The sequence below is a fragment of the Streptomyces sp. UNOB3_S3 genome (genome assembly GCF_020740895.1).
In the GTDB taxonomy this organism is placed as follows: Bacteria; Actinomycetota; Actinomycetes; order Streptomycetales; family Streptomycetaceae; genus Streptomyces.
This window is the reverse complement of sequence record NZ_JAILXP010000056.1, coordinates 1-26,829: the sequence shown is the minus strand read 5'-3', so window position 1 is coordinate 26,829 and position 26,829 is coordinate 1. Positions and strand designations below refer to the sequence as shown.

Here is a 26,829-nt window from a genome sequence, read left to right as displayed (position 1 = left end):
CAGATTGCCCACGTGTTACTCACCCGTTCGCCACTAATCCACCCCGAAGGGCTTCATCGTTCGACTTGCATGTGTTAAGCACGCCGCCAGCGTTCGTCCTGAGCCAGGATCAAACTCTCCGTGAATGTTTACCCGTAATCGGGTGACACTCGCGTTGAGCGGAACAACCAGGCGGAATAGGCCCGGTCGTTCACAGCGTCCTCGCTGTGTGTTGCCTCCCACCAACAAATGTCAGCGGAAGGACTTTTTAAAGGAACCTCATCCATCGAGATGGACGGGGTGTCAACATATCTGGCGTTGACTTTTGGCACGCTGTTGAGTTCTCAAGGAACGGACGCTTCCTTTGTACTCACCCACAGTGTTGTTTACTGGGGCTTTCCTCCGGGCTTCCCTTCGGTGTTTCCAACCTTACCAGATCCGTTTTCCGTTCCGTTTCCGGTTCGGATTTCGTTTCCAGCGCCCTGTCGGAGCGGGCTTCCCGACTTTATCAGATTTCTCTGAGCCGGATTTCCACTCGCTTTCCGGAGCCCCGCCTCGCACTCGAAGTGCTGCGGTGTTCCCTGCGGTGGAGCCGTAAACGTACTGGACGGCCGCGCCCGATGCAAATCGGCAGCGGGGCGGCCGTCCATACGGCTGATGCCGCGTCAGACCTCGACGACGATCGGAAGGATCATCGGCCGGCGGCGGTAGCTGTCCGAGACCCACTTGCCCACCGAGCGGCGGACGAGCTGCTGGAGCTGGTGGGGCTCGGCGACGCCGTCCGCGGCGGCCCTGGCGATGGCCTCCTCGATCTTCGGAATGACGGCGTTGAACGCCGCGTCCTCGATACCGGAGCCGCGGGCCTGAATCTGCGGACCGCTGACGACCTTGCCGGTCGTGCTGTCGACGACCACGAAGACGGAGATGATGCCTTCGTCCCCGAGGATGCGGCGGTCCTTGAGCGAGGCCTCGGTGACGTCGCCGACCGAGAGGCCGTCCACGTACACATAGCCGGCCTGCACCTTGCCGACGATCTTCGCCTTGCCGTCCACCAGGTCCACCACGACGCCGTCCTCGGCGATGACGATGTGGTCCTTGGGGATGCCCGTCAGCGCGCCCAGCTCGGCGTTGGCGCGCAGGTGGCGCCATTCGCCGTGGACCGGCATCAGGTTCTTCGGCTTGCAGATGTTGTAGAAGTACAGCAGCTCGCCGGCGGAGGCGTGGCCCGAGACGTGCACGCGGGCATTGCCCTTGTGCACGACGTTGGCGCCCCAGCGGGTGAGGCCGTTGATCACGCGGTAGACCGCGTTCTCGTTGCCCGGGATCAGGGACGACGCCAGGATCACGGTGTCGCCGCGGACGATCCGGATCTGGTGGTCGCGGTTGGCCATGCGCGAGAGCGCGGCCATCGGCTCGCCCTGGGAACCGGTGCAGACGAGCACGACCTCGTCGTCCGGCAGGTCGTCGAGGGTCTTGACGTCGACGACGAGACCGGCCGGGACCCGCAGATAGCCCAGGTCACGGGCGATGCCCATGTTGCGGACCATCGAGCGGCCGACGAAGGCGACCCGGCGCCCGTACTCATGGGCGGCGTCGAGGATCTGCTGGATGCGGTGGACGTGGCTGGCGAAGCTGGCCACGATGATGCGCTTCTGCGCGCCCGCGAAGACCTGACGCAGGACACCGGAGATGTCCCGCTCGGGCGGGACGAAGCCGGGGACCTCCGCGTTGGTGGAGTCCACGAGCAGCAGGTCGATGCCCTCCTCGCCGAGCTTGGCGAAGGCGGGGAGGTCGGTGAGCCGGCCGTCCAGCGGGAGCTGGTCCATCTTGAAGTCGCCGGTGTGCACGGCCATGCCCGCGGGGGTGCGGATGGCGACGGCCAGGGCGTCCGGGATGGAGTGGTTGACCGCGACGAACTCGCAGTCGAAGGGGCCCAGGCGCTCGCGGTCGCCCTCGGCGACCTCGAGGGTGTACGGGCGGATGCGGTGCTCCTGGAGCTTGGCCTCGATCAGCGCGAGGGTCAGCTTGGAGCCGATGAGGGGGATGTCCGGCTTCTCGCGGAGCAGGAAGGGGACGCCGCCGATGTGGTCCTCGTGACCGTGCGTGAGCACGATGCCTTCGACGTCGTCGAGACGGTCCCGGATGGACGAGAAGTCCGGCAGGATCAGATCGACTCCGGGCTGCTCCTCCTCGGGGAAAAGCACTCCGCAGTCGACGATCAGCAGACGGCCGTCGTACTCGAAGACCGTCATATTGCGGCCGATCTCGCCGAGACCGCCGAGCGGGGTGACGCGCAGGCCGCCCTTGGGAAGCTTCGGCGGCGCGCCGAGTTCAGGGTGCGGGTGGCTCAAAAGACTCTCCTCACCACGCGCGCCACATGCCCCTCCGGGCACATGGCGCGCATGACATTCGTGCACTTGCAGTTGTTGTCGATCTTCAGTTTTGGATCTTTGGTTGTGCCGGTATTCCGTTGTGATCGGTATTCGGTTGTGAAGTCTGGGTGCTAGAGCTGTACCCCGCCGGCGGCGAGATCGCTCTTGAGCTGCTCGGTCTCCTCGTCCGTGAGGCCGATGAGGGGCAGCCGCAGGGGGCCCGCGGGCAGGCCCTGGAGGGCGAGGGCGGCCTTGGTGGTGATCACGCCCTGGGTCCGGAACATACCGGTGTACACGGGGAGCAGGCGCCGGTGGATCTCGGCCGCCTTGTCGACGTCACCGGAACGGTGCGCCTCCAGCAGCGCGCGGAGCTCGGGGGCGACGACGTGGCCGACGACGGAGACGAAGCCCGCGGCGCCGATGGACAGCAGCGGCAGGTTGAGCATGTCGTCGCCGGAGTACCAGGCGAGGCCCGAGCGGGCCATGGCCCAGCTCGCCGCGGCGAGGTCGCCCTTGGCGTCCTTGTTGGCGACGATGCGCGGGTGCTCGGCGAGGCGGACCATCGTCTCGGTCTCGATCGCGACGCCGCTGCGGCCGGGGATGTCGTAGAGCATCACGGGCAGGCCCGTGGCGTCGGCGATCGCCGTGAAGTGGCGGCGCAGGCCCTCCTGCGGGGGCTTGTTGTAGTACGGCGTGACCACGAGGAGGCCGTGGGCGCCCGCCTGCTCGGCAGCGCGGGCCAGCTCGATGCTGTGGCGGGTGTCGTTGGTGCCGGCTCCGGCGACGACGTGGGCGCGGTCACCGACCGCTTCGACCACGGCGCGTACGAGCTGGGCTTTCTCCGCATCGCTGGTGGTGGGGGACTCACCGGTGGTGCCATTGACGACAAGGCCGTCGTTGCCTGCGTCCACGAGGTGGGCGGCGAGGCGTTGCGCGCCGTCGAGGTCGAGGGCGCCGTCGGCGGTGAAGGGCGTGACCATGGCGGTCAGCACCCGCCCGAAGGGCGTCTGCGGTGTGGAGGTCGGAGCCATGGGGGCCACGCTACTCGTTGCTCACCGTGAGGTACCCCCTCGGGGAGTGCCTAAGGGATCCCGGCACTGCCTGCTCGGGGGTTCAAGCAGTGCCGGGTCCGTTTTTTCAGCGTAGATGAAGGTGATGAAACGCCGCAATACGGACACCTTGCTCACTGGTCCGGTAGCAGCGCGTCACCTCCGTGCGGGGCGCCGGTACGACGCCCCACGACGCCCCTACGGGGCGACGCGGCCGTTCTTGTTGAAGGCCTCGTAGGTGAGCGGCATGAGCTTGGCCCATTCCGCCTCCATCTTCTCGCCCACCATCTCGATCTCCCGCTGCGGGAAGGAGGGGACCTTCGCCAGCTCGTGCTGGGTGCGCAGACCGAGGAAGTGCATCAGGGAGCGGGCGTTGCACGTGGCGTACATCGAGGAGAACAGGCCGACCGGAAGGACCGATCGGGCGACCTCGCGGGCGACGCCGGCGGCCAGCATCTCCTGGTACGCCTCGTACGCCTGGCGGTAGCTGTCCTCCATGACGCGGCCGGTGAGCTCGTGCTGCGTCTGCGTGCCCTCCACGAAGACGTACTTGCCCGGGCGGCCCTCCTGGACCAGCTTGCGGGACTCGCCCGGCACATAGAAGACCGGCTCCAGCTCGCGGTAGCGGCCGGACTCCTCGTTGTACGACCAGCCGACGCGGTGCCGCATGAACTCGCGGAAGACGAAGATCGGGGCGCTGATGAAGAAGGTCATCGAGTTGTGCTCGAAGGGGCTGCCGTGGCGGTCGCGCATCAGGTAGTTGATGAGCCCCTTGGACCGCTCGGGGTCCTTGGTGATCTCTTCGAGGGACTGCTCGCCGGCCGTGGAGACCCGGGCCGCCCACAGCACGTCCGAGTCGGCCGCGCTGTGCTTGACCAGCTCGACGGTCACATCGCTGCGGAACCTGGGCTTCAAGTCCTCGGTGGGGGTGTCGCTCACCGGCGGGTCCTTCCTTGTGCTGCTGTGCTTGGGCGTCGCCAAGCCTAAGCGCCACCACTGACACTCGGCCCGATGCCACAGGAAGGCCCGGGGCGCCAGTTGATATTTTTCACAGAAGTTATGGAGAAACGGGCACCCATTGCCCGGTTCGAGCGTCTTCAGGTGTGACAGCACACTTTCGAGGTTCCTAGGAGAGCCCACCATGTTCCGCCGGCGAGAGCCCGTACCGTTCGCCTTCGTCGCCGAGGCCGAGCGCTACCGCAGCAACGTCACCCCGCCGCCCCGAGGCGGTGCCAGTCGTTCGGAGCTAGTCGGCCGGACGCTGGTCGGGCTGACGGTGGCCGCAGGGCTGATAGGCGCGCTGCTGTTCGGGATGCCGTCGCTGGAGACGGGTCAGCAGAACCCCGGCCACAGCCAGAAGTCCGAGGCCAACGCGGGCCGCTGATCACAAAGGCGGGCGGCAGCAGGTACCCTCACGCGCACAGTCGTTCGACTGCGCGTATCTGAGTGAGGAACCGTCGTGCCCCTGCCTTTTCTGACAGCCCAACCCGACGGCGACACCGCGACACCGACCAAGAAGACCGCTGCCGACACCATCGCCGCGCTTCTCGCCTCAGAGGACCTGTACGAGGATCACCGCCGCTGGCGGCGCCCGTACCACCCCGGTCCGCTGCGGGTGGGGAGCGCGGCGTTGCTGCTTCTGCTGGCCGCGTACCTCCTGGTGTCCGGCGTGATCATCGCCGCGGCGGGAGCCCTGCCCGGCGCGGGTGTCTGCTTCGCGATCGCCGCCGTGCTGATCACGGTCGCGGTGCGGACGGTGCGTACGGGCATCTGGGTGAGCCCCCAGGGGCTGCGTCAGCGGCGGGTGCTGCGCGGTGTGACGCTGCCGTGGGCCGAGGTGGCCGAGGTGCGGACCGTGCAGCAGCCGGTGCGGGTGGTGGGTACGCCGCGTACCGCGCAGGGGCAGGCACTCGTGGTGCGGCGTACGGACGGCACGGCGCTGCCCGTGCTGGTGACCGACCGGAGCGCCGACTTCGTGGGGCGGCCGCAGGCCTTCGCGATGGCGGCGGACGCCGTCGAGGAGCGGGTGGCCGAGTTCACGGCGTAGCGGAAGCGGATGACGGAAGGGCCGGGGCTCGAGCCCCGGCCCTTCGTCGTCTCAGGCTCGTCGTCGGCGCGTCGTCTCAGGCGCCCGAGGCGCTGATCTGTTTGCCGTCGTGCAGGGCGATCGCCCGCTGCATCGCCTTGCGGGCCCTGGGGGTGTCACGGGCGTCGTGGTAGGCGACGGCGAGGCGGAACCAGCAGCGCCAGTCGCCCGGGGTCCGCTCCGTCTCGGTCTTGCGGCGGGCGAAGACCTCGTCCGCCGAGTCCCGGTCGATCCGCCCGCCGGGCGTCCGAACGAGCTCGTCGACGGGGAGCCCGCCCTCGGCCTCGAGCTCATGGGCCAGCCGGTTGGCGTCCCGGGCGAACTTGGTGGTCCGGTACAGGAACCAGGCCCCGATGAACGGCAGGATCATCACCGCCAGCCCGAAGGTGACGGTGATGACGGTGCCCTGCCGGATGAGCATCACGCCGCGGCTGCCGACCAGGACGAAGTAGACGACCAGGACGGCGGCCAGGGCGAAGTAGACGATTTTCGCGCGCACGGTGCTCAGCCCAGATCCAGGAAGTTTTCCAGGCCGAACGTCAGGCCCGGCGTGGAGACGACGCGACGGGCACCCAGCAGGATGCCCGGCATGAAGCAGCTGTGGTGGAGCGAGTCGTGCCGGATGGTGAGCGTCTCACCGGTGTCGCCGAGCAGCACCTCCTGGTGGGCGAGGAGGCCGCGCAGCCGGACGGAGTGGACGGGCACCCCGTCGACGTCGGCGCCGCGCGCGCCCTCCAGGGCCGTGGTGGTGGCGTCGGGCTGCGGGGCGCAGCCGGCCTCGCGCCGCGCGGCGGCGATGAGCTGCGCGGTGCGGGTGGCGGTGCCGGAGGGGGCGTCCGCCTTGTTGGGGTGGTGGAGCTCGACGACCTCGACGGACTCGAAGAAGCGGGCGGCCTGCTGGGCGAAGGCCATGGTGAGGACCGCGCCGATGGAGAAGTTCGGGGCGATGAGCACACCGGTCCTCGGTGACGCCTCCAGCCAGGAGGTGAGCTTCGCCAGGCGGTCCTCGGTCCAGCCGGTGGTGCCGACGACGCCGTGGATGCCGTTGCGGACGCAGAACTCGAGGTTGTCCATCACCGAGTCCGGGTGGGTCAGCTCGACCGCTACCTGGGCGCCCGCCTCGGTCAGGGCCTCCAGCCGGTCGCCCCGGCCGAGCGCGGCCACCAGCTCCATGTCGTCGGCGGCTTCCACGGCCCGTACGGCCTCGGAGCCGATCCGGCCCTTGGCGCCGATGACCGCCACGCGCAGCTTGCTCATCGTCCCTGCTTCCCCTTGTGTGCCCGGCCGGCGGTGCTGCCGGCCGGGACCGGTTTTACGAAACGGCCTCGTGCAGGCGGGCGGCCTGCTTGTCCTTCAGCGGGCCTATGACGGACAGCGAAGGACGCTGCCCCAGTACATCGCGGGCCACTTCGCGGATCTCGTCCGGGGTCACGGCGGCGATGCGGGCCAGCATGTCGGAGACCGACATCTGGTCGCCCCAGCACAGCTCGCTCTTGCCGATGCGGTTCATCAGCGCGCCCGTGTCCTCCAGGCCGAGCACCGTGGAGCCGGAGAGCTGGCCGATGGCGCGGCCGATCTCCTCGTCCGAGAGGCCCTCCGTCGCGACCTTGTTCAGCTCGTCGCGGCAGATCCCCAGCACGTCGTGGACCTGGTTGGGGCGGCAGCCGGCGTAGACGCCGAAGAGGCCGCAGTCGGCGAAGCCCGAGGTGTAGGAGTAGACGGAGTAGGCGAGACCGCGCTTCTCCCGGACCTCCTGGAAGAGCCGTGAGCTCATGCCGCCGCCGAGGGCGGTGTTGAGCACGCCGAGGGCCCAGCGGCGCTCGTCGGTGCGGGAGAGGCCCGGCATGCCGAGGACGACATGCGCTTGCTCGGTCTTGCGGCCCAGCAGCTCCACCCGGCCGGCCGTGCGGATCGTCCTCGCTCCGGTGCGGGGGGCCATCGGCACGGCGTCCGTACGGCCCAGGGCGCCGGCCTTCTCGAAGGCGGCGCGGACCTGGCGGACGACCTTGGCGTGGTCGACGTTGCCGGCGGCGGCCACGACCAGGTGGGTCGGGTCGTAGTGCTTCTTATAGAAGCGGGCGACCTGGTCCCTGGTCAGGGCGTTGATCGTGTCGACGGTGCCGAGGACCGGGCGGCCGAGGGGGGTGTCGCCCAGCATGGTGTGCGCGAACAGGTCGTGCACACAGTCGCCGGGGTCGTCCTCGGTCATGGCGATCTCTTCGAGGATCACCCCGCGCTCGGCGTCGACGTCGGCCGCGTCGATCAGCGAGCCGGTGAGCATGTCGCAGACGACGTCTATCGCCAGCGGCAGATCGGTGTCGAGCACCCGCGCGTAGTAGCAGGTGTACTCCTTCGCCGTGAAGGCGTTCATCTCGCCGCCGACCGCGTCGATGGCGGCGGAGATGTCGAGGGCGCTGCGCTTGGCGGTGCCCTTGAAGAGGAGGTGCTCGAGGTAGTGCGTGGCGCCGTTGAGGGCCGGGGTCTCGTCGCGGGAGCCGACGTTGGCCCAGATGCCGAAGGTCGCGGAACGGACGGACGGCAGGGTCTCGGTGACCACGCGCAGACCGCCCGGGAGGGTGGTCCGGCGGACGGTGCCGATGCCGTTCTCGCCCTTGAGAAGCGTTTGGGTACGGGCGACGGCCCGCCCCTCCGAGGAGGGGCGGGCCGTCTTCCGCGAACTGCGGGACGTCACTTGGCGGACTCGTCCTCGTTCTCGTTGGCGTCCTCGCCCTCGATCACGGGGATCAGGGAGAGCTTGCCGCGCTGGTCGATCTCGGCGATCTCGACCTGGACCTTGGCGCCGACGCCGAGGACGTCCTCGACGTTCTCGACGCGCTTGCCGCCGGCGAGCTTGCGGATCTGCGAGATGTGCAGCAGGCCGTCCTTGCCCGGGAGCAGGGAGACGAACGCGCCGAAGGTGGTGGTCTTGACGACCGTGCCCAGGTAGCGCTCGCCGACCTCCGGCATGGTCGGGTTGGCGATGCCGTTGATCGTGGCGCGGGCGGCCTCGGCGGCCGGGCCGTCGGCGGCACCGATGTAGATGGTGCCGTCGTCCTCGATCGTGATCTCGGCGCCGGTGTCCTCCTGGATCTGGTTGATCATCTTGCCCTTGGGGCCGATGACCTCACCGATCTTGTCCACGGGGATCTTGACGGTGATGATCCGCGGGGCGTTCGGGGACATCTCGTCCGGCGTGTCGATCGCTTCCATCATCACGTCGAGGATGTGGAGGCGGGCGTCGCGGGCCTGCTTGAGGGCCGCGGCCAGGACGGAGGCCGGGATGCCGTCCAGCTTGGTGTCGAGCTGGAGGGCGGTCACGAACTCCTTGGTGCCGGCGACCTTGAAGTCCATGTCGCCGAAGGCGTCCTCCGCACCGAGGATGTCGGTGAGGGCGACGTAGTGGGTCTCACCGTTGATCTCCTGGGAGATCAGGCCCATGGCGATACCGGCGACGGGGGCCTTCAGGGGCACACCGGCGTTCAGCAGCGACATGGTGGAGGCGCAGACCGAGCCCATGGAGGTGGAGCCGTTGGAACCGAGGGCCTCGGACACCTGACGGATCGCGTACGGGAACTCCTCGCGCGTCGGCAGGACCGGCACGATGGCGCGCTCGGCGAGGGCGCCGTGGCCGATCTCGCGGCGCTTGGGGGAGCCCACGCGGCCGGTCTCGCCGACGGAGTACGGCGGGAAGTTGTAGTTGTGCATGTAGCGCTTGCGCGTCACCGGGGAGAGGGTGTCGAGCTGCTGCTCCATGCGGAGCATGTTGAGCGTGGTGACACCCAGGATCTGGGTCTCGCCGCGCTCGAACAGGGCGGAGCCGTGGACGCGCGGGATGGCCTCGACCTCGGCGGCGAGGGTGCGGATGTCGGTGACACCGCGGCCGTCGATGCGGACCTTGTCCTTGATGACGCGCTCACGGACCAGGGACTTGGTCAGCGAGCGGTAGGCGGCGGAGATCTCCTTCTCGCGGCCCTCGAACTGCGGGAGCAGCTTCTCGGCGGCGAGCTCCTTGACGCGGTCCAGCTCGGCCTCGCGCTCCTGCTTGCCGGCGATGGTGAGCGCCTGGGCCAGCTCGGTGCGGACGGCGGCGGTCAGCGCCTCCAGGACGTCGTCCTGGTAGTCCAGGAAGATCGGGAACTCGGCGGTCGGCTTGGCGGCCTTCGCGGCGAGCTCGGCCTGGGCCTTGCAGAGCACCTTGATGAAGGGCTTCGCGGCGTCGAGACCGGCGGCGACGATCTCCTCGGTCGGCGCCTCGGCGCCGTCCTTGACGAGCTGGATGGTCTTCTCGGTGGCCTCGGCCTCGACCATCATGATCGCGACGTCGCCGTCCTCCAGGACGCGGCCCGCGACCACCATGTCGAAGACGGCGTCCTCGAGCTCGGTGTGGGTCGGGAAGGCCACCCACTGGCCCTTGATCAGCGCGACGCGGACGCCGCCGATCGGGCCGGAGAAGGGCAGGCCGGCCAGCTGCGTGGAGCAGGAGGCGGCGTTGATCGCGATGACGTCGTACACGTGGTCCGGGTTGAGGGCCATGACCGTGGCGACGACCTGGATCTCGTTGCGCAGGCCCTTCTTGAAGGACGGGCGCAGCGGGCGGTCGATCAGACGGCAGGTGAGGACCGCGTCCTCGGAGGGGCGGCCCTCACGGCGGAAGAAGGAGCCGGGGATCTTGCCGGCCGAGTACATCCGCTCCTCGACGTCCACCGTGAGGGGGAAGAAGTCGAGCTGGTCCTTGGGCTTCTTCGACGCGGTCGTGGCCGAGAGCACCATGGTGTCGTCGTCCAGGTAGGCCACGGCGGAGCCGGCGGCCTGACGGGCCAGGCGGCCGGTCTCGAAGCGGATGGTGCGGGTGCCGAAGGCGCCGTTGTCGATGACGGCCTCGGCGTAGTGGGTCTCGTTCTCCACCAGGGATATCTCCTCTTCTGCGTCGCCGCCCGTGTGGCGGTGACGGTGGCGGAGGGGCGTCTCGGCTGGCCGGTCTTCGATCGAAGCACCCGGATTCCCTGATCCGGGGGCCACTACCGAGGACCGGCGGCGAGCGGAGCGCTCCTCCTCATACGGTTTCGCGTTGTGGGATCCAGACTACAAAGCTTCCGGGTCCCACGAGATACGCAAAGGGAGCGGCCCCCAGATCGTGGGAACCGCTCCCTTCATGGCGTCTTACTTGGCGCCCGCGGCACCGCGGCGGATGCCGAGGCGCTCGACCAGGGCGCGGAAGCGCGTGATGTCCTTCTTGGCCAGGTACTGCAGCAGGCGGCGACGCTGGCCGACCAGGATCAGCAGACCACGACGGGAGTGGTGGTCGTGCTTGTGGGTCTTGAGGTGCTCGGTCAGGTCGGAGATGCGGCGGGTGAGCAGCGCGACCTGGACCTCGGGGGAGCCGGTGTCGCCCTCCTTGGTGGCGAACTCGGCCATGATGGACTTCTTCGTGGCGGCGTCGAGCGACACGCGTACTCCTTATGAGTCTCGTTTTGGCCACCGAGTGCCCCTGGTCTCTGTCTCAGGGGAGCTTCCGTTACTCGGGAGGCGGGGTCCGCTGGGCGCTGTCCCCAGACGCCCTGGAGGGCGGTCCGGAGGCGCGTACACAAACGACCACTGGACACAGTACCAGCCCGGGAGACGGTTTCCGGCCCCGGGGCGCGGCGCTGCGCAGGTCAGCCGCCCGCCCGGTTGACAGCCCGGTTGACAGCCCGGTGATCGCGCAGCCGCCCGCCCGGTCGCCGCTCAGCTGCCCGTGAGACCGCGCGCTGTCGAGTACACGTCGAGGACGGCGAGGCAGAGCGGGACGAGGGCGAGCAGGACGGCGCTCTCCACTATGTCGGAGGCCCTCCCCCAGAAGGGTGACAGCCCCTTGCGGGGGATGATCAGCGCGACCGCGGTGAGCAGGGCCGCCACGGCGGCGACGGCCACGGTGATCCAGACCGTACGGATGTCGGAGGCGCCGCCGTGGGCGCCCGGGAGCGGGCGCAGGGCCAGGCCGAGGACGAGCAGGGCGAGCCCGGCCAGTCCCGCGCCGAGGACGGTGGCGACCTGCGAGGTGTAGCGGAAGAGCCGGGCGCGCAGGGTCATGGCGAGCCCTGCGGCGAGGGCGAGGGCCGGGGCCCAGGGGCCGGCCGAGAAGGCGAGGACGGCGGCCGAGCCGACGACGACGGCCGAGCAGCCGCCCACGAGGCCGAGCAGCAGCTCGTGGCCCCGGCGGGCCCGTGCGGCGACGCGCTCGGCGTCGACGGGCGCGGTGTCGACGGGCGCGGTGTCGGCGCCGCCCCGGGGGGCGTCCAGGTCGTCGCCCGCGCCGCGGGGCGCCGCGTAGCCGATGGGCAGCCGGGCGGCGCGGGCCGAGAGGGCGGGGAGGAAGGCGAGCGCGCCGATCGCGGCGACGGCGCAGACGGCGGCCGCCGAGGAGGCCGCGGCGCCGGTGAGGATCATCCCGAAGGTGGCCAGGACTCCGGTGGCGGAGGTGACGACGGTGGCGACGAAGGGGGCGTCGCCACCGGGGGTGACGGCGACGAGGACGACGGAGGCGATCAGGACGGTCGCGCAGCCGAGCAGGAACTGGAGGCGGCCTGCGCCCTCGCCCGCGGCGGGGCCGATGACGCCGGACCCGGCGATCAGCAGGTGCGGCACGGCCGCCAGGCCCAGGGCGACGGCGGAGCCGCGGTCCCGGTAGACCCGGGCCCGTACGCCCGCGTAGGCGGTCAGGAGGACGGCGACGGCACCGGCGACGATGCCGGGCAGGCCGTGGGCGTCGTGGCGCACGGGGTCGGCGTACCAGAGGACGAGGCCCAGCAGGACGAGCAGCAGGGCGGCACCGGAGAGGCCCGCGGCGCGCAGCATGCGGGTGTCCCACAGGGCACGGTCGCCGGTGACGGCCGCGGCGACGGCGTCGGCGACGTCGTCGTGGACGGCGGGCGGCAGGGACTCGGCGAACGGGCGCAGGGTGAGGATCTCGCCGTCGAGGACGCGCTGGGCCGCGAGGGTGCGGGCGCCGTCGAGGACGGTGCCGTCGCGGCGGACGAGGTGGTGGCCGGTGGGGGTGCCCACGGGCTGGGATCCTCCGGTCAGCCGGAGGATCTCGGGGTGGATGTCGGCGACGGGGAGGTCCTCGGGGAGGGCGACGTCGACGCGGCTGTCCGGCGCGACGACGGTCACCCGACAGAAGCCGGTCGTGGCGGACGTACTCACCCGGATTGCCCCCTGATGCAGTCGAGACTGTCTGAATTTGCTGCTGGTTTCGGTGTTTGACCGACGGGTGGTCACCAACGGTGCCACTCGCGGCTGGTCACCCTACCGGGGGCGAACTCCCGTACGCCGATAGGATCACCGTCTCGCGAGGGGCGGCCGGGGCCACAGGGGCGCCGGGCGGGAAACGGCCCTTCGGTGCAGAGGGGTTGAGCCGTTCCGTGACCCAGGTCGTCGTCAAGCGCCAGCCTCGGGCGCTGCCGCCCGAGCTGCCGAGCGAGGAACTGCGGCTGGAGGCTCCTCCGGAGCTGCCGCGCGGCCGTCAGGAGGGCATCCTGATGCAGCTGCTCCCCACGCTGGGCATGGCCTCGTCGATGGTCTACTTCTTCATGCCGGGCTCCCACCCCATGATGAAGATCATGGGCGTCCTGATGATGGTGTCGACGCTCGGGATGACCGTCGCCATGGTCGTGCGGCACCGCCAGGGCTCACAAGGACAGATGGCGGACGCGCGCCGCGACTATCTCCGCTACCTCGCGCAGACCCGGCGCACCGTGCGGCGCACGGCCCGGGCGCAGCGCGACGCGCAGTTCTACCTCCACCCCTCCCCCGACCAGCTGTGGTCGGTGGTCGCCGAGGGCTCCCGCCTCTGGGAGCGGCGGCCCTCCGACGACGACTTCGCGCAGGTGCGCGTCGGGCTGGGCGCGCAGCGGCTCGCGACCCCGCTGGTGGCTCCGGAGACGGCGCCCATAGACCAGCTGGAGCCGCTCACGGCGGGCGCGATGCAGCGCTTCCTGGCCGTGCACGGCTCGCTGGACGGCCTGCCCATGGCGGTGTCGCTGCGCGCCTTCTACCACGTCACCCTCTCGGGAGACCCCGGCACGGTGCACGGCTGCGCACGGGCGCTCGTCGCCCAGCTGGCCACGCTCCACTCCCCCGAGGACCTGGTCGTCGCCGTGGTGGCCGGGCGCGCCGCGGCGCCCCGCTGGGAGTGGACGAAGTGGCTGCCTCACGTGCAGCTGCCGGGCACGGCCGACGGGGCGGGCGCGCGCCGGCTGATCGGCGACGACCTCGGCGAGCTGGAGGAGTTGCTGGCGCCGCGCCTGGAGGGGCGTCCCCGCTTCGGCCGTGACACCCGTCCCCTGGTGGAGCAGCCGCACGTGGTGCTGTTCCTGGAGGGCGCCGCGGTGCCGCCGGACTCGCTCTTCGCCTCGCCGGAGGGCCTGCAGGGCGTCACCGTCGTGGAGGTCGTGCCGGGCGAGCTGGACGAGCTGCGCGGCGGACTGGCGGTGAGCGTGGCGCCGGGCGCGCTGCGGCTGCGGTCGCAGGTGGCGGCGTACGACGGGGTGCCGGACACGCTGTCCCCGGAGGCCGCCGAGGCGCTCGCGCGGCAGCTCGCGCCGCTGCGTCCGGGCAGTGGCGAGGAGGACGAGCCGCTGCTGGCCAACTGGGACTTCACGGAGCTGCTCGGGCTGGGCGACGCCGGAGCCGTGGACGTCGCCCGCACCTGGCGGCCGCGCACCCCCGCCGAGCGGCTGCGCGTGCCGATCGGCGTCGGCGAGGACGGCGCGCCCGTGATGCTCGACCTGAAGGAGGCCGCGCAGGACGGCATGGGCCCGCACGGCCTGTGCGTGGGCGCCACGGGTTCGGGCAAGTCCGAGCTGCTGCGCACGCTGGTGCTGGGCCTCGCGGTCACCCACTCCTCGGAGACGCTGAACTTCGTCCTCGCGGACTTCAAGGGCGGCGCGACCTTCGCGGGGATGTCCGGGCTGCCGCACGTCGCGGCCGTCATCACCAACCTCGCCGACGACCTGACCCTGGTCGACCGCATGCGCGACTCCATCACGGGTGAGCTCCAGCGCCGCCAGGAGCTGCTGAAGTCGGCGGGCAACTACGCCAACGTCCACGACTACGAGAAGGCGCGGGCCGCGGGCGCCGCGCTGGAGCCCCTGGCTTCACTCGTCCTGGTGATCGACGAATTCAGCGAGCTGTTGACGGCCAAGCCGGACTTCATCGACATGTTCATCCAGATCGGCCGGATCGGCCGCTCCCTGGGCGTGCATCTGCTGCTGGCCTCGCAGCGCCTGGAGGAGGGCCGGCTGCGCGGGCTGGAGACGTACCTGTCGTACCGCGTCGGTCTGCGCACGTTCTCGGCCGCCGAGTCGCGGACGGCGCTGGGCGTGCCGGACGCCTACCACCTGCCGACGGTGCCGGGATCGGGTTATCTGAAGTTCGGCACGGACGAGATGACCCGGTTCAAGGCCGCGTACGTCTCCGGCGCGTACCGGGCGGGCGGCGCGGGCGGTGTCGGCGGAGCGTCCGGCGCGGACGGCGCGGTACTGCCGGTCGAACGGCGCCCGGTGCTCTTCACGGCGGCGCCGGTGCCGGTGACGTACGCGGCGCCTCCCGCCCTCCCGGCCTCGGCGCGCCCGGAGGACAACGCCTTCGCCGACACCGTCCTCGACGTGGTCGTACGGCGGCTGGAGGGCCAGGGCCCGCCGGCCCACCAGGTGTGGCTGCCCCCGCTGGACCGGGCGCCGTCCCTCGACCAGTTGCTGCCGCCGCTGGCGGAGGTGCCGGGCCGCGGCCTCACGGCCCGCGACCATCCGCGCCTGGGCCAGCTCGTCGTACCGCTGGGCATCGTCGACAAGCCCTTCGAACAGCGCCGCGACGTCCTCTACCGGGACTTCTCGGGAGCGGCGGGCCACATGCTCGTCGTCGGCGGCCCCCAGTCGGGCAAGTCGACACTGCTGCGCACGCTGGTGACCTCCTTCGCGCTCACCCACACCCCCGCCGAGGTGCAGTTCTACGGGCTCGACTTCGGTGGCGGCGGCATGAGCTCCGTCGACGGGCTGCCCCACGTCGGCGGCGTCGCCTCCCGCCTCGACCCGGAGCGCGTACGCCGCACGGTCGCGGAGGTCGCGGGCATCCTGGCCCGCCGCGAGGAGTACTTCCGCGCGCAGGGCATCGACTCCATCGCCACCTACCGGCGGCGCAGGGCCGCCGGCGACTTCGCCGACGAGGGCTGGGGGGACGTCTTCCTCCTGGTCGACGGATGGGGCAGCTTCAAGCAGGAGTACGAGCTGCTGGAGGGCGTCGTCACGGACATCGCGTCGCGCGGCCTCGGCTACGGCGTGCACGTCGTGATCACCGCCTCCCGCAACATGGAGGTCCGGCCCGCCCTCAAGGACCAGCTCCTCGGCCGTCTGGAACTGCGGCTCGGCGACACGATGGACTCGGAGTTCGACCGCAAGGTCGCCGCGAACGTCCCGGCCGGCGTCCCCGGGCGCGGCCAGCTCCCGGAGAAGCTCCACTTCATGGCCGGCCAGCCCCGGATCGACGGCGGCAGCGACCCGTCGACGATGACGGACGCGACGGCCGCCCTGCTCACCGCGGTCGGCGCCGCCTGGTCCGGGCCGAGCGCCCCGCGCGTCCGGCTGCTGCCGCGCACGCTGCGGGCGGACGAGCTGCCGAAGGGCTTCGAGTTCCCGGAGCGCGGCGTGGCCATCGGCCTCGACGAGACCAACCTGGAGCCCGTCTTCGTCGACTTCGAGACCGACCCCTTCTTCCTCGTCTTCGGCGAGAGCGAGTCCGGCAAGACGGCACTGCTGCGGCTGATCGCCAAGCAGCTCACCGAGCGCTACGGCCCGGACGAGGCGAAGATCGTCGTCGGCGACTACCGGCGCTCCCTGCTGGACGTCATCCCGGACACCCACCTCCTGGAGTACGCCCCGGTCGCCTCCTCCCTCACCGTCCACGCGGGCGCCCTCAATGGCCTGATGCAACGCCGCGCGCCCCAGCCCGGCGTCACCCCCCAGCAGCTCCGGGACCGCAACTGGTGGTCGGGCCCGCGCTTCTTCGTCATCGTCGACGACTACGAGCTCGTCGCGACGGGAGGCGGCGGCAACCCGCTGGCGGTGCTCACGGAGAACCTGCCGTTCGCGCGGGACGTGGGCGTCCACTTCATCGTCGCGCGGAGCTCGGCGGGGGCGTCGCGCTCCATGTTCGAGTCCTTTATGCAGCGGGTGAAGGAGCTGGGCGCCCAGGGCGTGGTCCTGTCCGGCGACCCGGGCGAGGGCGACATCCTCGGCGGCGTCCGCCCGCGCCCGATGCCGCCGGGCCGCGGCTTCTTCGTCTCGCGCCGGCGGGGGACACCGCTGGTGCAGGTGGGGTGGCTGCCGGTGGAGTGAGGGGCGGGGAGCAAGATCCCGCCAAGAGATCAACAAGGGGGGTGCGTCACACGCACCCCCCTTGTTAGCTTCGAACGCACGAATGCCTTGTCGCGCAGGCGACTTGAGGGCGGTCGGCTTGACAGCGATCGGGGGAATCGTGACGTTCGAGGACGAGTGGGCGGGGCTGCGCGCCGACGCAGTGGCGCGGACGCGGCTGAACGGGGCCGGGGGCACGGGAGGCAGTGGCGGCGGACCGGACTTGTCGTCCTCGGCCGCGAGAAAACGGTCCGCCGTATCGGCCCTGGAACAGCACATAGAACCGGACTCGCAGGCCGCCGGCCGGGTGGCGGACGAGACGTCCGAGGCCGCGGCGAGGGGCTTCCAGGACTGGGCAACGGGCACCGGCATCAACGAGGCCCTCAAGGGCTGGCGCGCGTCCGTGAAGGCGTTACAGGCCCGGCTCTCCGCGGAGAAGGCGGCCCTGAGCGGCACGAACCGCCTCTTCACCGGGGCGGACACAGGGCTCGCCGGCCAGTTCCCCCTCCTCAAACCGAGCGGCACCGGCCCACTGGGCACGAACCCTCCCTTCCCGTCGCGCGTATCGGACTACTGAGGGGATCCGGGAACTCATGCTCACGTACCACCAGGTCATGACGACGGACCTCGCCCTCCTGACAACCGCGGCCGGGCAGTGGGACGCGGCGGCGATGAAGTTCGAGTCCGTACAGAAGGACTACGAGAGCCAGGTCAAGGCCATAGCCTCCGACGGCACCTGGACCGGCCAGGCCAACCTCGTCGCCGCGCCGAACATGCGGCAGACGCACGAGCAGTACACGGCGGCGGCCAAGGAGGCCCGCGCGATCGCCTCGCTGCTACGGGACGCGCACGGCCAGTTCACGGACCTGCGGGGAAAGCTGAAGTCCGTGGTCGCCGAGGCCGAGAAGGACCACATGCGGATCGGTGACGACGGGCGCGCGACCTGGACCAAGCGCGATGATCCCGCCGTCCTGCACGACCCCGACGCCCCGGCGGCGATCGCCAAGGCCGAGGACTCCTGGAACCGGCGCATAGCCGACGCGGTCCGGGCCTTCGACGACGCGGACCAGGGCGTCAAGCTCGCCCTGACGAGCGCGGTCCAGAACACGGACATCCTCAACGGCGGTCTCAACGGTTTCAACGCCCGGGCGGAAGGCGACATCGAGAAGGTCGAGGCCCGGGAGGCAGCCGAGCTGGCGACCAAGCTCAACTCCACGGGCCATCTCGACGCCAAGGACATGGCCGAGATGCAGCGGCTCTTCCGCGACAACGGCCACGACAAGGCGTTCAGCCAGACCTTCCTGAACAGTGTCGGGCCCGATGGAACGATCCAGCTCACCAACAAGCTGACCGGCTTGGCGTACTCGGACGACAAGAGCCACAAGCAGGCCTACGATGCCATCCAGGCCGGTCTCGCGGGGACCGTTTCCACCGCCACCGCCGATACGAACTCGTCCTTCTACGACAAGTGGCACGAGAAGCTGCGGCAGGCCGGCGGGAAGAACTTCGGCAGTAAAACAGATCCGCTCTACGGCTACCAGTCGTTTGTGAATCTCATGGGGTACAGCGACCACTACGGCAAGCAGTTCCTCAATGACCTCGGTAACGACATCATCGCCACCGAGAAGAAGCAGCCGGGTATGTGGACCCAATGGCGCCGGCACCCCGGTCTCGACCAGAGCGACCCGCTCGATCACCTGCTCGGCGTCATGAGCAAGAACCCCGATGCGGCCACGTCGTTCCTCGATCCCGGGGACAGCGGGAAGAACGATCACCTCAAATACCTTCTCAAGGACCGCGAATGGCCCAAGATCGCCACTGCCGGTCCCGGCGCGCTCGTCACCATGGACGAACCGACCAGCAAGCTGGGCCTGGGGCAGGCGATCGAAGCGGCGGCGACGGGACACGCGCCCTTGCCCGACGGGGCACTCCCGAACCCTGAAGCCCGGCACGACCAGGCGCAGGCCCGGGTCATGCACGACACGGTCGAGCTGGTCGATCCAGGGTCGAGCAGTGCCGCCCCGGCCAACCTCCGCCGCCCACTCGCGAACGCCCTGGCCGAGTACTCCACCGACACGCACGAGATCCTGAGCGCCAAGACCGACTACCAGGATGAGACCGGGGTCTGGTCCGACGACGGCAAAATCAAGATGTCGGTGGGTCGAGACAAGCTGCTGCGCGCCATGCGAGGCCTCGCGGAAGACCCGCTTGCCTACGCCACGCTGCACCATGCCGAGTCCCGGCACATCTCCCACGAGCTCGGCGGTCTGACAGCCGATGCGAAGCTCCACGAGGAGAGCAACGTCCTCGACAAAGCAGGGGCGGTCCTCGGCTCGTACGGGGCCATCCGCGAAGACGTCATCAACGATGAACGGTCCTCTGCCTATACGTCCGCCGATTGGAAGGCCAAAGTGGCGTACCACATTCTCGGCGGCGCGGTGACCCCCATGACGATCGGCCCTCAGAAGTTCCCCATAGGGGATGCCCTGCAGCGAGGGGTCGACACATGGGCCTGGGCATGGTCGAACGACATGAAGTCGCATGCGGACACGGAAGCGAACGCCAAGATCGCCGATCACTATATGGACGCCGACAGACAAATGCGTCTGATGATCAAGGGCTGGGCCGCTGATCAGCATATCTCAGAAGGTGATCACGATGGCAAGAACATCATCGAAGACATGACCGGAAAGGTGATGACCGGATCCGTTCGCGGAAACGTCCAGGCCAAGAATGTATTCAAATGATCCGCCGGACCTGCGGATCAGCCGACCATTGAAGCCCCGAGAAAGCGAAGCGACCGATCCATGAAATCGCGATCCGCAGAATCACCGGAACTCCACGACGCAGACCGCCCGGCCGGCCGGAAGCGCCGTTGGACCCTCATGGCCACGGTATTCTTTGCGGCCGCATCGCTGATCGCCGTAGGCTGCTTCTTCGCACTGGGCGGATACACCCGTTGGCAGGACGCGCGATCACTCGATCGCGCCTGCGGTGGAATTCTCCCGAAAGGCGATATCGAGTCGCTCATGGGATCGGATCGCCTGTACGGAGGTACCCCCCTCATACCCAGAACAAAGTCACTGCAAAGTTGCTCGATAACATCACGCGGCCATACCAGAGGGACCACCGGAGTCAGCATCGACTGGCGCGGCGAAGAGGGCGGGGCCTTCCTCAACATAGGCCAGTCCGGCCTGGTCGGTGACTACACCAGCACCGCACCCATCGGAAATGGGTGGTCTGGCGTCATGACGTGGTCGAAACCCATTGGTTACGCCAGCGTCATCGCGGAATGCCGCGGCGCGAACAAGGATCTCATGGTGAGCGTAAGTTCTTATCCCGCACAACGGGAGGACGCTTTTAATACCCCACAAGGGTTTGGCGACCTGGCCAGGGTCGCAACCAAGACCATGGAGCGAGCGGCGAAGAAATGGGGATGCGATGCCAATATGGGGAGGCCCGTGACCTCGGTGACTCCCCCCTCTGCCTACAAGCACGACCGGATTCCAGTCGATCAAGCCAGAGGGACTTGCCGACCGGTCGCGGGTACGAAACTGGACACCAAGGGATCCGGGCCGGCCAAGGCCATCGAAACACCTACCGACAACGCACTCATCGAGGATTGCTACCTCCTCGACGGAAAAGGCCGTGCACTCTATCACCTGTCGGCCTACTACGGCCCTTACGCGCTTGAGCTACGGGAATCCCGCGGCGCACTTCTACGCTCTCCCGCCGGCAGCAACAGGGACACAGGAAGCGCCTGGGCCCGCAGCGAGTGCCGGAACTTCTTTGGAACAGCACGCTTCACCGTCACCCTTGAGCGCGACGCCCTCGGCTCCGACACCGGAAGACAGCCCGATCCCGATCTCCCCGCCAAGCTCTTGACCTCCTTCGCGAAAAATGCAGCGGAGAGGCACGGCTGCTCAAACGTGGCCCTTCCTTCAACTTCCTCTGGTGACGGAACGGATTAACGTTCCTTCTCAATGCCTGAGCACTTCGCTTGACTCTTTCCAGTCAAGCCAGCAGTTCATTCGGACGACCTCAAAGATGGCCTGCATTCCGCATGCCACCGACTGACAAGGCTGGGCGCCATAGACATGACTGACGGCAGCGACGACACGGACCGTATATTTGTCCGAAGTAGGTTGGGCCCCAACCGCTATGTCTACAACCCGGAAAATCCTGTCGGCCTCGCCCTCATCGTCGGCTCACTGCTGTTCGCCATCGGCGGCATGTACCTCGTCCACCACCCGGGCCTCCTCAGCGGATCCAACACCTGGGACGGGGGAGAGCTGCGATCCGCAGTGAATGCGGCGACCGCCGAGCTGTCGAGCGAGGCTCAGTTCGGGCCAGGGGTCATCAACTACGAGGACGTCCTGCGATCTTCCATCGCGAAGCACGGACACAGTTCCCAGGACGCACTGGCCGTCAAACTGGCTTCCGAGCCGCCGAAGCCCGTCCTGTTCGAGGACGGCGTGGAGAAGGCCGACTACACCGTCACGGCCGAGGGAACGGACACCGCCTTCTGCCTCAGGGTCTACGCCGTGAAGCGGAAACTGGCGATGCGCTACGACGCCCTTTCCATTTCCATCAGCGACGGTGCGTGCGCTGTCTCCTGACGCCCGTACCCCCGGCTCCGGCGCGGGTCGGCTCTATCGCCTCCCCCGTCAGATGAGGTGGTCGAGCTCGCCGCGTTTGGCGGCCTCGATGAAGTTGCGCAGGCCCTCACGGGTGGTGGTGACGAGCTCGTGGGGGCGGGCGGTCTCTCTGAGGACCGGGGTGCCGTCTGCGGTGTGGCCTATCTGGACGCAGGCGTTGCCGCCGCCACCGCAGAGGGGTTCTTGCCACTGGATCCCGGGCATGGCGTCTCCTTCAGAGCTGCTGGGCGATTTCGTGGATGAACTTGCGCGACGCGTTCTCGTCCAGGGCGCTGCACTCCATTCTGTCGAGCAGCTTCCGGTAGTTGGCAAGCTGCATCTCGGAGTCGATGAACACAGATCCATGTGACGTGTCGAGTTGCACTGTGTCGAGCCGGGCGACGGGGCCGCACGCGTACAGGATCGTCTGCCCCGCGCCGACGAAACCCCCAGCGCTGAACGGGATCACCCTGAGGGTGATGTGCTCCCGCTCACCGGCCTCCAGAAGAGAATCCAGCTGAGCCCGGGCGACCTTGCGCCCTCCGAACTGCATGCGCAGAGCGCTCTCATGGATGATGGCGTCGTAGGCCGGCGGGTCCTCCCGGTCGAGGATTCGGCGCCGCGCCAGACGCTGGGAGACCCGGATGTCGACCTCGTCGGCCGGGAGCTCGGGGATCACCAGCTCGAAGATCGCCCTCGCGTGGTCCTCCGTCTGGAGCATGCCCGGGATGTGGGACGTCAGCGCGTTCCGGAGCCTCGTGGCGTGCCATTCGAGCTCGGCGATGTCCAGGAAGAAGGCGGGGAGCGATCCTCGGTACTCCTCCCACCACCCTTTCGTGTGATCCTGCGCCATGTCGGCGAGCGCGTCGACCAGCTCGGCGTCGGGGCAGCGGTAGTTGCAGGCCAGCGTACGCACCCGTGCGGCGCTGATGCCGAAACGGCCTGCCTCCGTGTTGGAGATGCGCGTGCGATCCACGCCGAGCAGTGCGGCGGCGTCCAGGGCCGACATGCCTGCCTGCTCACGGAGCTGGCGGAGCGCGGCACCCAACCGGCGTTGCCGGATCGTCGGATTGCTTCTCGGTGGCACGAGGCCCTCCCCTGGGACGTCAACCAGTGTGCCCGCAGGGTAGCCCCGGAGCACAGGGCTTCCTGGAAGGAGTAGCACAGGGCTTCCCGCCGCGCTACCGTCGGTATCGCTCAGCTCACACGCCGTGGAGCCGGAAGCACACCGCGCGAGCATGCCCTCTTTCCCTGGAGAGGGTGTGCTCGTGCCCAGGGAGGCAGGCCACCGGCACCCGTTCCGCGTGCGAGGACTCCCCCACTGCCGCCTGCCAAGCGCCTGGAGTGAACGCGCATGAGCAATAGCGCACTCTGTCCACCGGAGACGTCGGCCGTGCCGACGCCCGCCAATTTCAACTACACCCTCGGCCTGCCCGGGGGCCCGTACTGCATCAGCACCGCGCGCAACCTCGTACGTGCCGTGCTGTGCGAGCACGACCTCGGCGATCTGGCCGAGGTCGGCGTTCTCGCGACATCCGAACTCCTCACCAATGCCTACGCGTTCACGCCCGGGCGTGAGGCCCATCTGTCGATGCGGTGGCGCTTCGGCGTGCTGAGACTGACCGTGTTCGACGAGCACCCCGCGCATGAGACAGCGGAAATCGTCGCCGCCTGCCGCGAGCGGCGGAGGGAAGCGCTGTCACTGCTGGACGCAGTCACTGGCACGTGCGGCGGGATCTGCGGGCTGGCCGAGGGCGAGGCGCCCCTGTACGGGAGCAAGGTCTGGGTCGTTCTGCCGCGAGAGGCGGGGGCGCGCTATGCGCGGCTCTGAGAGTCGGTACGCCGCGGCCTGAGAATGCGGCGGGGGGTGGGCGAACCGCCCACCCCCCGCGCGGCGACGGCCGGTTCAGCCGAGGTTCTGGAAGAGCCCCGCCGCCTTGCGGTCCGTGTGCTGGTACTGGGTGCTGCCGTGCTCGATCTTCTTGGACACGTCCTCGAGGACCGACTGGATGTGCTGCGCCCGGGCATCCCACTGCGCCTTCGCGGCCACCATCATCTGGTGGGCCTCGCCCTCCCAGCCATGGGTGACCTTGTCGACAGCGGCCCAGAGGGCGTCGAGCTGCTGCTGCACCACGCCCGCGGCCGTCCTGATGTCGCCCGCGGTGTGGCCCAGGCCGCTGTATTGAACCTTGAGGATTCCGTCTCCGGACATGCGTCCCCCACTCGTCTCAGTTGCTTTGCGCTGTGTCTGGTGCGCCTAGTAGGCGCTGATCCTGCTCTCGAGGCCGGCGCTCAGGCCGGTCTGGGTGCTGCCCGCCGCGAGGTGGCCACCGGCAGCCGCGCCATTGACGTCGATGCTCTTGAAGCTGGACATGACGTCGGCGTCGTTGGCGTGGCTCGACTTGCGGGTGAGGGCGACGGCCTCGTGGATGCCGTCGATCAGCCGGCGCAGGGCGTCGTGGTCGTCGTTCAGGGCCTGCTGGGCCTGAACGAACGCGGTGGCGGCCTGACCGGACCACGCGGCCTGCGCCTGGGCGACGGCGTTCACGAGAGACTTGAGGTTCGACGACAGCGCGGCGCTCGCCTCACTGATGCTGTTCTCGAACGCGACGAATGCCGCGTCCTCAATCTTCTGAATGCCCGACATAATCCACCTTCCCCCATGGGTTGTCTTATGAATTCGTACGTCGCCGTTGGCGTACCGTCAGGATGGTGGCCGTGGCCACGACGGCTACCGCAGCCGTACCGATGCTGATGCCCAGCCATGGCGTGGTACTGCCGCCGCCCTTCTCAGGGCGGGACTCCGTGGTGGAGCCCTGGGTCCGAGCCGATGGCTTCGGCGACGGCGACGCGGGCTCGCTCACCGCGAGCAACGGGTTGACGTCAGCTGGGCCGGGGTTCCCCTCGCCGTCCAGGAGGACTTTGCGGGGGCGGACGATACCGTAGCCGATGTAGGGGCTCGGGATCTTGCCCGTGGTCGGCTTGCCGGCGGTGTCCATCATGACCCTGAGGACCTGATTGCCGGTCCAGTCCGGGTGCTTGGACCAGATGAGGGCGGCGGAGGCGGAGGCCAGGGCGGTGGCTTGGCTGGTCCCGCGGGTGGCGCAGAAGCCCGCGCTTTCCTTACAGCGGCCCGGGATCTCGTCTCCGGGGGCGGCGAGTGCGACGTTGCTGGCGCTGTTCGACCACTTGGTTGCTGTGCTCGTGCGGTCGATCGCGCCTACGGAGACGACCCCCGGCATGTTTGCCGGATAGCTCGGCAGGTTCTCCTTATCGCCATCGTTCCCTGAAGCCGCGAAGATGAGCTTTCCCTTGGTCACCGCATACTTCACCGCAGCTTCCGTCTCCCGGGTCTGAGTCGGAGTCTCGGGGCCGCCCTGGGAAATGTTGATGATCTGCGCACCGTGATCGGCTGCATAGCGAATCCCCCTGGCCATGAGGGGATCAGCTGCGTCTGCGAGTCCCGATTCCTTGATCCGTACAGGGAGGATCTTGGCCCCCGGCGCAAGTCCCTGGATTCCTCCACTCGCCCCGGTACCCGCGATCAGAGCAGCCATCTCCGTCCCGTGACCACTCCGATCGACATCGGCGCCCAACGGCTTATTGGACACGTCCGTGCCTTGCAGTACTTGGCCCTGCAGTTCGGGCACCGAGCTGTCCACCCCTGAGTCGACGACCGCGACGGTCATCCCTTCGCCTCGGCTTGCCTTCCACATGTCATCGGCCTGCATGGCGTCGAGATACCACTGCTTGGACTTCATGTCGTCCGCCACCGCCTGCGGCGTGATGACGAAACCGGCAGCCAGGAGGGACAACATCGCCGAGGCACGTAGTCGCGCCCTGCGTGACACGAATCGCATGCGTCAGGAATCTCCTTGGACTACTCGATGACAGGCGGGACAGTATCGCGCCGCCCACTCGTCCAGGTCCTCTCGTCCTCGGTGAGGTATTCCGGCCGTCCAGCCGCTGGGCGCCGAGAGGTGCTGGCCGGCGGGCCACCAGCGTGCGGCATCACGCCCGGCACCTGCGTGCCGCGTACAAGACCGGAACCCCCCTGGGTGAATTCCGGCCTCGTCCCGGACGGCGCCGAACCACGCAGACCTCCGACGACACCGCCGGGCTCGGAAACGAGCCTTCGGCCCAGTCCTGGAACTTGGGCACCGGCACCGCTGCCGCCAACCACTCCCGGGTAGCCGCTCGCTCCTACGGGGCCACGATTCACAAGGCCGCGCTCTTCACCAACAACCGCGCCTCGGGGCAACTTCGCGGCGCCGGTCTCACCTTCCGGGACCGCAGGCAGACCACCCACAATTCCATCCCTCGGCCGGGGCATACCACCGCCTCGAGGCATGACAGTGGTCGCTTCAGGAAGCCCGACCCTCGAACCACCACGTGTTCCCCCGGTCCTGATTTCGTCAGCGCCACCAGGAATCTGAGGCAACACGACCGGGGGGCCACTTGGCCCCTGGGGCATGGCAACACGGTTGTGGTGCTGAGCAGCATCAGGTACCGGGGTGCTCGGCTGAGGTGCCGGAAGGGCAGTCATCGAGTCGATATTCGTTCCCGATGCCCACCCGGCCCCCGGTTCAGCCCCTGGCTGCACGTTGAGGCTGGCATGTCCCACCGCGCCCGGATGCGCAGCAGCGCTTGCGGCACCGCCAACCGGCGGAGCGGCATACGTTGCCCCGCCAGTGGCTCCACTGTGAGGCACCGAGGAAAAGCCATCGCCTCTGCCACTGGATGCGTACCCGGCCGAAGACGGTGAATCGTACGGCCTCTCCCAGTCGTCTCGGCGCTCCCCGCTCCCCGGCGGCATCACAAACCGCGGCTCCTCCAGTTTCCCCAAATCCGTCTGCGCCGTCGCGTAGTACGAATCCAGCATCCGCATCGCGTCAACCGCATGCTGCCGGTCCGTCTCCGCCGCCTTCAGGCGCGCCCGTTCCTTCTCCGCGTCCGTGAAACACACCGAACCACTCGGCTTCGGCATGCTCGACTGGGCCTTCGCCAGCCCCTCCGCCGCCTTGTCCATCACGGCACCGGCCGATGAGACATAGTGCGCCAGCTTCGCGGTCTGCATGACCGTCTGCTCGCCCCACTTGCGGAAGGCCTCGCCGCCCTCGCCTTCGAGCCGGACCCGGCCGATGTGTTCCTTGAGGTCGTTGCTGATGGTGTTCAGGTCCTTGAAGGCCTGCTGCAGCGCCTTCCCGACGCCGCTCAGCTTCTCCGGCTTCGCATCCGCCACCATCGCGTAGAGCTCTTCGTGCGACTTGCCCTGAAACTCCGCGTCCGACATCCCTGTCTCCCCCCTCCCCCTAGAGC

23 protein-coding genes and 1 rRNA gene are annotated in these 26,829 nt (G+C 69.0%); 8 read left to right on the top strand and 16 right to left on the bottom strand.

The annotated features are described in order from the left end of the window. The 4 genes from K6I33_RS09020 to thyX form a co-directional block, all read right to left on the bottom strand. A 16S ribosomal RNA gene (locus K6I33_RS09020) occupies positions 1–125 on the bottom strand; the annotation flags it as partial. Between the two features lie 519 nt (positions 126–644). After that, on the bottom strand, positions 645–2,330 hold the full coding sequence (locus K6I33_RS09015; RefSeq protein WP_229349646.1) for a ribonuclease J: 1,686 nt from the start codon (positions 2,328–2,330) through the stop codon (positions 645–647). Between the two features lie 152 nt (positions 2,331–2,482). After that, positions 2,483–3,382 (bottom strand): 4-hydroxy-tetrahydrodipicolinate synthase, encoded by a 900-nt coding sequence (gene dapA, locus K6I33_RS09010; protein WP_229349644.1) that lies wholly within the window; start codon positions 3,380–3,382, stop codon positions 2,483–2,485. A gap of 216 nt (positions 3,383–3,598) precedes the next feature. Continuing rightward, entirely contained in the window at positions 3,599–4,339 is a 741-nt protein-coding gene (gene thyX, locus K6I33_RS09005) for an FAD-dependent thymidylate synthase (protein ID WP_229349643.1), read from the bottom strand. 202 nt (positions 4,340–4,541) lie between these two features. Here thyX and K6I33_RS09000 point away from each other — a divergent pair, with 202 nt between their 5' ends. Then, positions 4,542–4,784, top strand: coding sequence for a hypothetical protein (locus K6I33_RS09000; protein ID WP_229349641.1), 243 nt, complete (start codon positions 4,542–4,544; stop codon positions 4,782–4,784). A gap of 75 nt (positions 4,785–4,859) precedes the next feature. Further along, entirely contained in the window at positions 4,860–5,447 is a 588-nt protein-coding gene (locus K6I33_RS08995; RefSeq protein WP_229349639.1) for a PH domain-containing protein, read from the top strand. A gap of 76 nt (positions 5,448–5,523) precedes the next feature. On the opposite strand, the gene K6I33_RS08990 is transcribed toward K6I33_RS08995, so the two are convergent. From K6I33_RS08990 to eccD, 6 genes are all read right to left on the bottom strand, one after another. Then, positions 5,524–5,985 (bottom strand): tetratricopeptide repeat protein, encoded by a 462-nt coding sequence (locus K6I33_RS08990; protein ID WP_229349637.1) that lies wholly within the window; start codon positions 5,983–5,985, stop codon positions 5,524–5,526. 5 nt (positions 5,986–5,990) lie between these two features. Continuing rightward, positions 5,991–6,743, bottom strand: a complete 753-nt coding sequence (dapB, locus tag K6I33_RS08985) for a 4-hydroxy-tetrahydrodipicolinate reductase (RefSeq protein WP_229349635.1) — start codon at positions 6,741–6,743, stop codon at positions 5,991–5,993. 55 nt (positions 6,744–6,798) lie between these two features. Then, on the bottom strand, positions 6,799–8,178 hold the full coding sequence (locus K6I33_RS08980) for a pitrilysin family protein (RefSeq protein ID WP_229349633.1): 1,380 nt from the start codon (positions 8,176–8,178) through the stop codon (positions 6,799–6,801). After that, the gene (locus K6I33_RS08975) at positions 8,175–10,391 is read right to left on the bottom strand and encodes a polyribonucleotide nucleotidyltransferase (protein WP_229349631.1); all 2,217 of its coding nucleotides are present in this window, start codon (positions 10,389–10,391) and stop codon (positions 8,175–8,177) included. The genes K6I33_RS08980 and K6I33_RS08975 overlap by 4 nt, the downstream gene beginning before the upstream one ends. A gap of 255 nt (positions 10,392–10,646) precedes the next feature. Next, complete coding sequence (rpsO, locus tag K6I33_RS08970; RefSeq protein WP_229349629.1) at positions 10,647–10,934, bottom strand: 30S ribosomal protein S15; 288 nt, start codon at positions 10,932–10,934, stop codon at positions 10,647–10,649. A 276-nt stretch (positions 10,935–11,210) separates the two neighbouring features. Then, positions 11,211–12,668, bottom strand: a complete 1,458-nt coding sequence (gene eccD, locus K6I33_RS08965) for a type VII secretion integral membrane protein EccD (RefSeq protein ID WP_229349627.1) — start codon at positions 12,666–12,668, stop codon at positions 11,211–11,213. A gap of 218 nt (positions 12,669–12,886) precedes the next feature. Here eccD and eccCa point away from each other — a divergent pair, with 218 nt between their 5' ends. From eccCa to K6I33_RS08940, 5 genes are all read left to right on the top strand, one after another. Beyond that, entirely contained in the window at positions 12,887–16,855 is a 3,969-nt protein-coding gene (eccCa, locus tag K6I33_RS08960; protein WP_229349625.1) for a type VII secretion protein EccCa, read from the top strand. A gap of 139 nt (positions 16,856–16,994) precedes the next feature. Then, positions 16,995–17,450, top strand: coding sequence for a hypothetical protein (locus K6I33_RS08955; RefSeq protein WP_229349623.1), 456 nt, complete (start codon positions 16,995–16,997; stop codon positions 17,448–17,450). A 37-nt stretch (positions 17,451–17,487) separates the two neighbouring features. Next, on the top strand, positions 17,488–19,620 hold the full coding sequence (locus K6I33_RS08950; protein WP_229349621.1) for a hypothetical protein: 2,133 nt from the start codon (positions 17,488–17,490) through the stop codon (positions 19,618–19,620). Positions 19,621–19,758: 138 nt separating this feature from the next. After that, the gene (locus tag K6I33_RS08945; protein ID WP_229349619.1) at positions 19,759–20,844 is read left to right on the top strand and encodes a hypothetical protein; all 1,086 of its coding nucleotides are present in this window, start codon (positions 19,759–19,761) and stop codon (positions 20,842–20,844) included. A gap of 126 nt (positions 20,845–20,970) precedes the next feature. Then, on the top strand, positions 20,971–21,492 hold the full coding sequence (locus tag K6I33_RS08940) for a hypothetical protein (protein WP_229349617.1): 522 nt from the start codon (positions 20,971–20,973) through the stop codon (positions 21,490–21,492). A gap of 48 nt (positions 21,493–21,540) precedes the next feature. Here K6I33_RS08940 and K6I33_RS08935 read toward each other — a convergent pair whose 3' ends face one another. Continuing rightward, entirely contained in the window at positions 21,541–21,735 is a 195-nt protein-coding gene (locus K6I33_RS08935; protein WP_229349615.1) for a hypothetical protein, read from the bottom strand. Positions 21,736–21,745: 10 nt separating this feature from the next. Then, positions 21,746–22,597: a helix-turn-helix transcriptional regulator gene (locus tag K6I33_RS08930; RefSeq protein WP_229349613.1), complete on the bottom strand. Its 852-nt coding sequence runs from the start codon at positions 22,595–22,597 to the stop codon at positions 21,746–21,748. Positions 22,598–22,864: 267 nt separating this feature from the next. Between K6I33_RS08930 and K6I33_RS08925 the strand changes: the two genes are divergently transcribed. After that, the gene (locus K6I33_RS08925) at positions 22,865–23,341 is read left to right on the top strand and encodes an ATP-binding protein (RefSeq protein ID WP_229349611.1); all 477 of its coding nucleotides are present in this window, start codon (positions 22,865–22,867) and stop codon (positions 23,339–23,341) included. Positions 23,342–23,416: 75 nt separating this feature from the next. Here the strand turns inward: K6I33_RS08925 and K6I33_RS08920 are convergent, their stop codons facing one another. Genes K6I33_RS08920 through K6I33_RS08905 form a run of 4 tightly spaced genes read right to left on the bottom strand, consistent with a single transcriptional unit; the run spans position 23,417 to position 26,803 of the window. Next, complete coding sequence (locus tag K6I33_RS08920; protein ID WP_229349609.1) at positions 23,417–23,722, bottom strand: WXG100 family type VII secretion target; 306 nt, start codon at positions 23,720–23,722, stop codon at positions 23,417–23,419. Between the two features lie 45 nt (positions 23,723–23,767). Next, positions 23,768–24,157: a WXG100 family type VII secretion target gene (locus tag K6I33_RS08915; protein ID WP_229349607.1), complete on the bottom strand. Its 390-nt coding sequence runs from the start codon at positions 24,155–24,157 to the stop codon at positions 23,768–23,770. Between the two features lie 25 nt (positions 24,158–24,182). Next, positions 24,183–25,370, bottom strand: a complete 1,188-nt coding sequence (gene mycP, locus K6I33_RS08910; protein WP_229349605.1) for a type VII secretion-associated serine protease mycosin — start codon at positions 25,368–25,370, stop codon at positions 24,183–24,185. A 20-nt stretch (positions 25,371–25,390) separates the two neighbouring features. Beyond that, positions 25,391–26,803 (bottom strand): hypothetical protein, encoded by a 1,413-nt coding sequence (locus K6I33_RS08905; RefSeq protein ID WP_229349603.1) that lies wholly within the window; start codon positions 26,801–26,803, stop codon positions 25,391–25,393. Positions 26,804–26,829: the final 26 nt, after the last annotated feature.

Excerpts from the sequence above, each read along its gene's own strand:
- dapA (WP_229349644.1), bottom strand. The coding sequence starts at position 3,382 with ATGGCTCCGACCTCCACACCGCAGACGCCCTTCGGGCGGGTGCTGACC.
- K6I33_RS08915 (WP_229349607.1), bottom strand. The coding sequence starts at position 24,157 with ATGTCGGGCATTCAGAAGATTGAGGACGCGGCATTCGTCGCGTTCGAG.
- K6I33_RS08935 (WP_229349615.1), bottom strand. The coding sequence starts at position 21,735 with ATGCCCGGGATCCAGTGGCAAGAACCCCTCTGCGGTGGCGGCGGCAAC.
- K6I33_RS08950 (WP_229349621.1), top strand. The coding sequence starts at position 17,488 with ATGACGACGGACCTCGCCCTCCTGACAACCGCGGCCGGGCAGTGGGAC.
- K6I33_RS08925 (WP_229349611.1), top strand. The coding sequence starts at position 22,865 with ATGAGCAATAGCGCACTCTGTCCACCGGAGACGTCGGCCGTGCCGACG.
- K6I33_RS09000 (WP_229349641.1), top strand. The coding sequence starts at position 4,542 with ATGTTCCGCCGGCGAGAGCCCGTACCGTTCGCCTTCGTCGCCGAGGCC.
- K6I33_RS08905 (WP_229349603.1), bottom strand. The coding sequence starts at position 26,803 with ATGTCGGACGCGGAGTTTCAGGGCAAGTCGCACGAAGAGCTCTACGCG.
- dapB (WP_229349635.1), bottom strand. The coding sequence starts at position 6,743 with ATGAGCAAGCTGCGCGTGGCGGTCATCGGCGCCAAGGGCCGGATCGGC.
- K6I33_RS08920 (WP_229349609.1), bottom strand. The coding sequence starts at position 23,722 with ATGTCCGGAGACGGAATCCTCAAGGTTCAATACAGCGGCCTGGGCCAC.
- mycP (WP_229349605.1), bottom strand. The coding sequence starts at position 25,370 with ATGCGATTCGTGTCACGCAGGGCGCGACTACGTGCCTCGGCGATGTTG.
- K6I33_RS08945 (WP_229349619.1), top strand. The coding sequence starts at position 19,759 with ATGGCCACGGTATTCTTTGCGGCCGCATCGCTGATCGCCGTAGGCTGC.
- K6I33_RS08940 (WP_229349617.1), top strand. The coding sequence starts at position 20,971 with ATGACTGACGGCAGCGACGACACGGACCGTATATTTGTCCGAAGTAGG.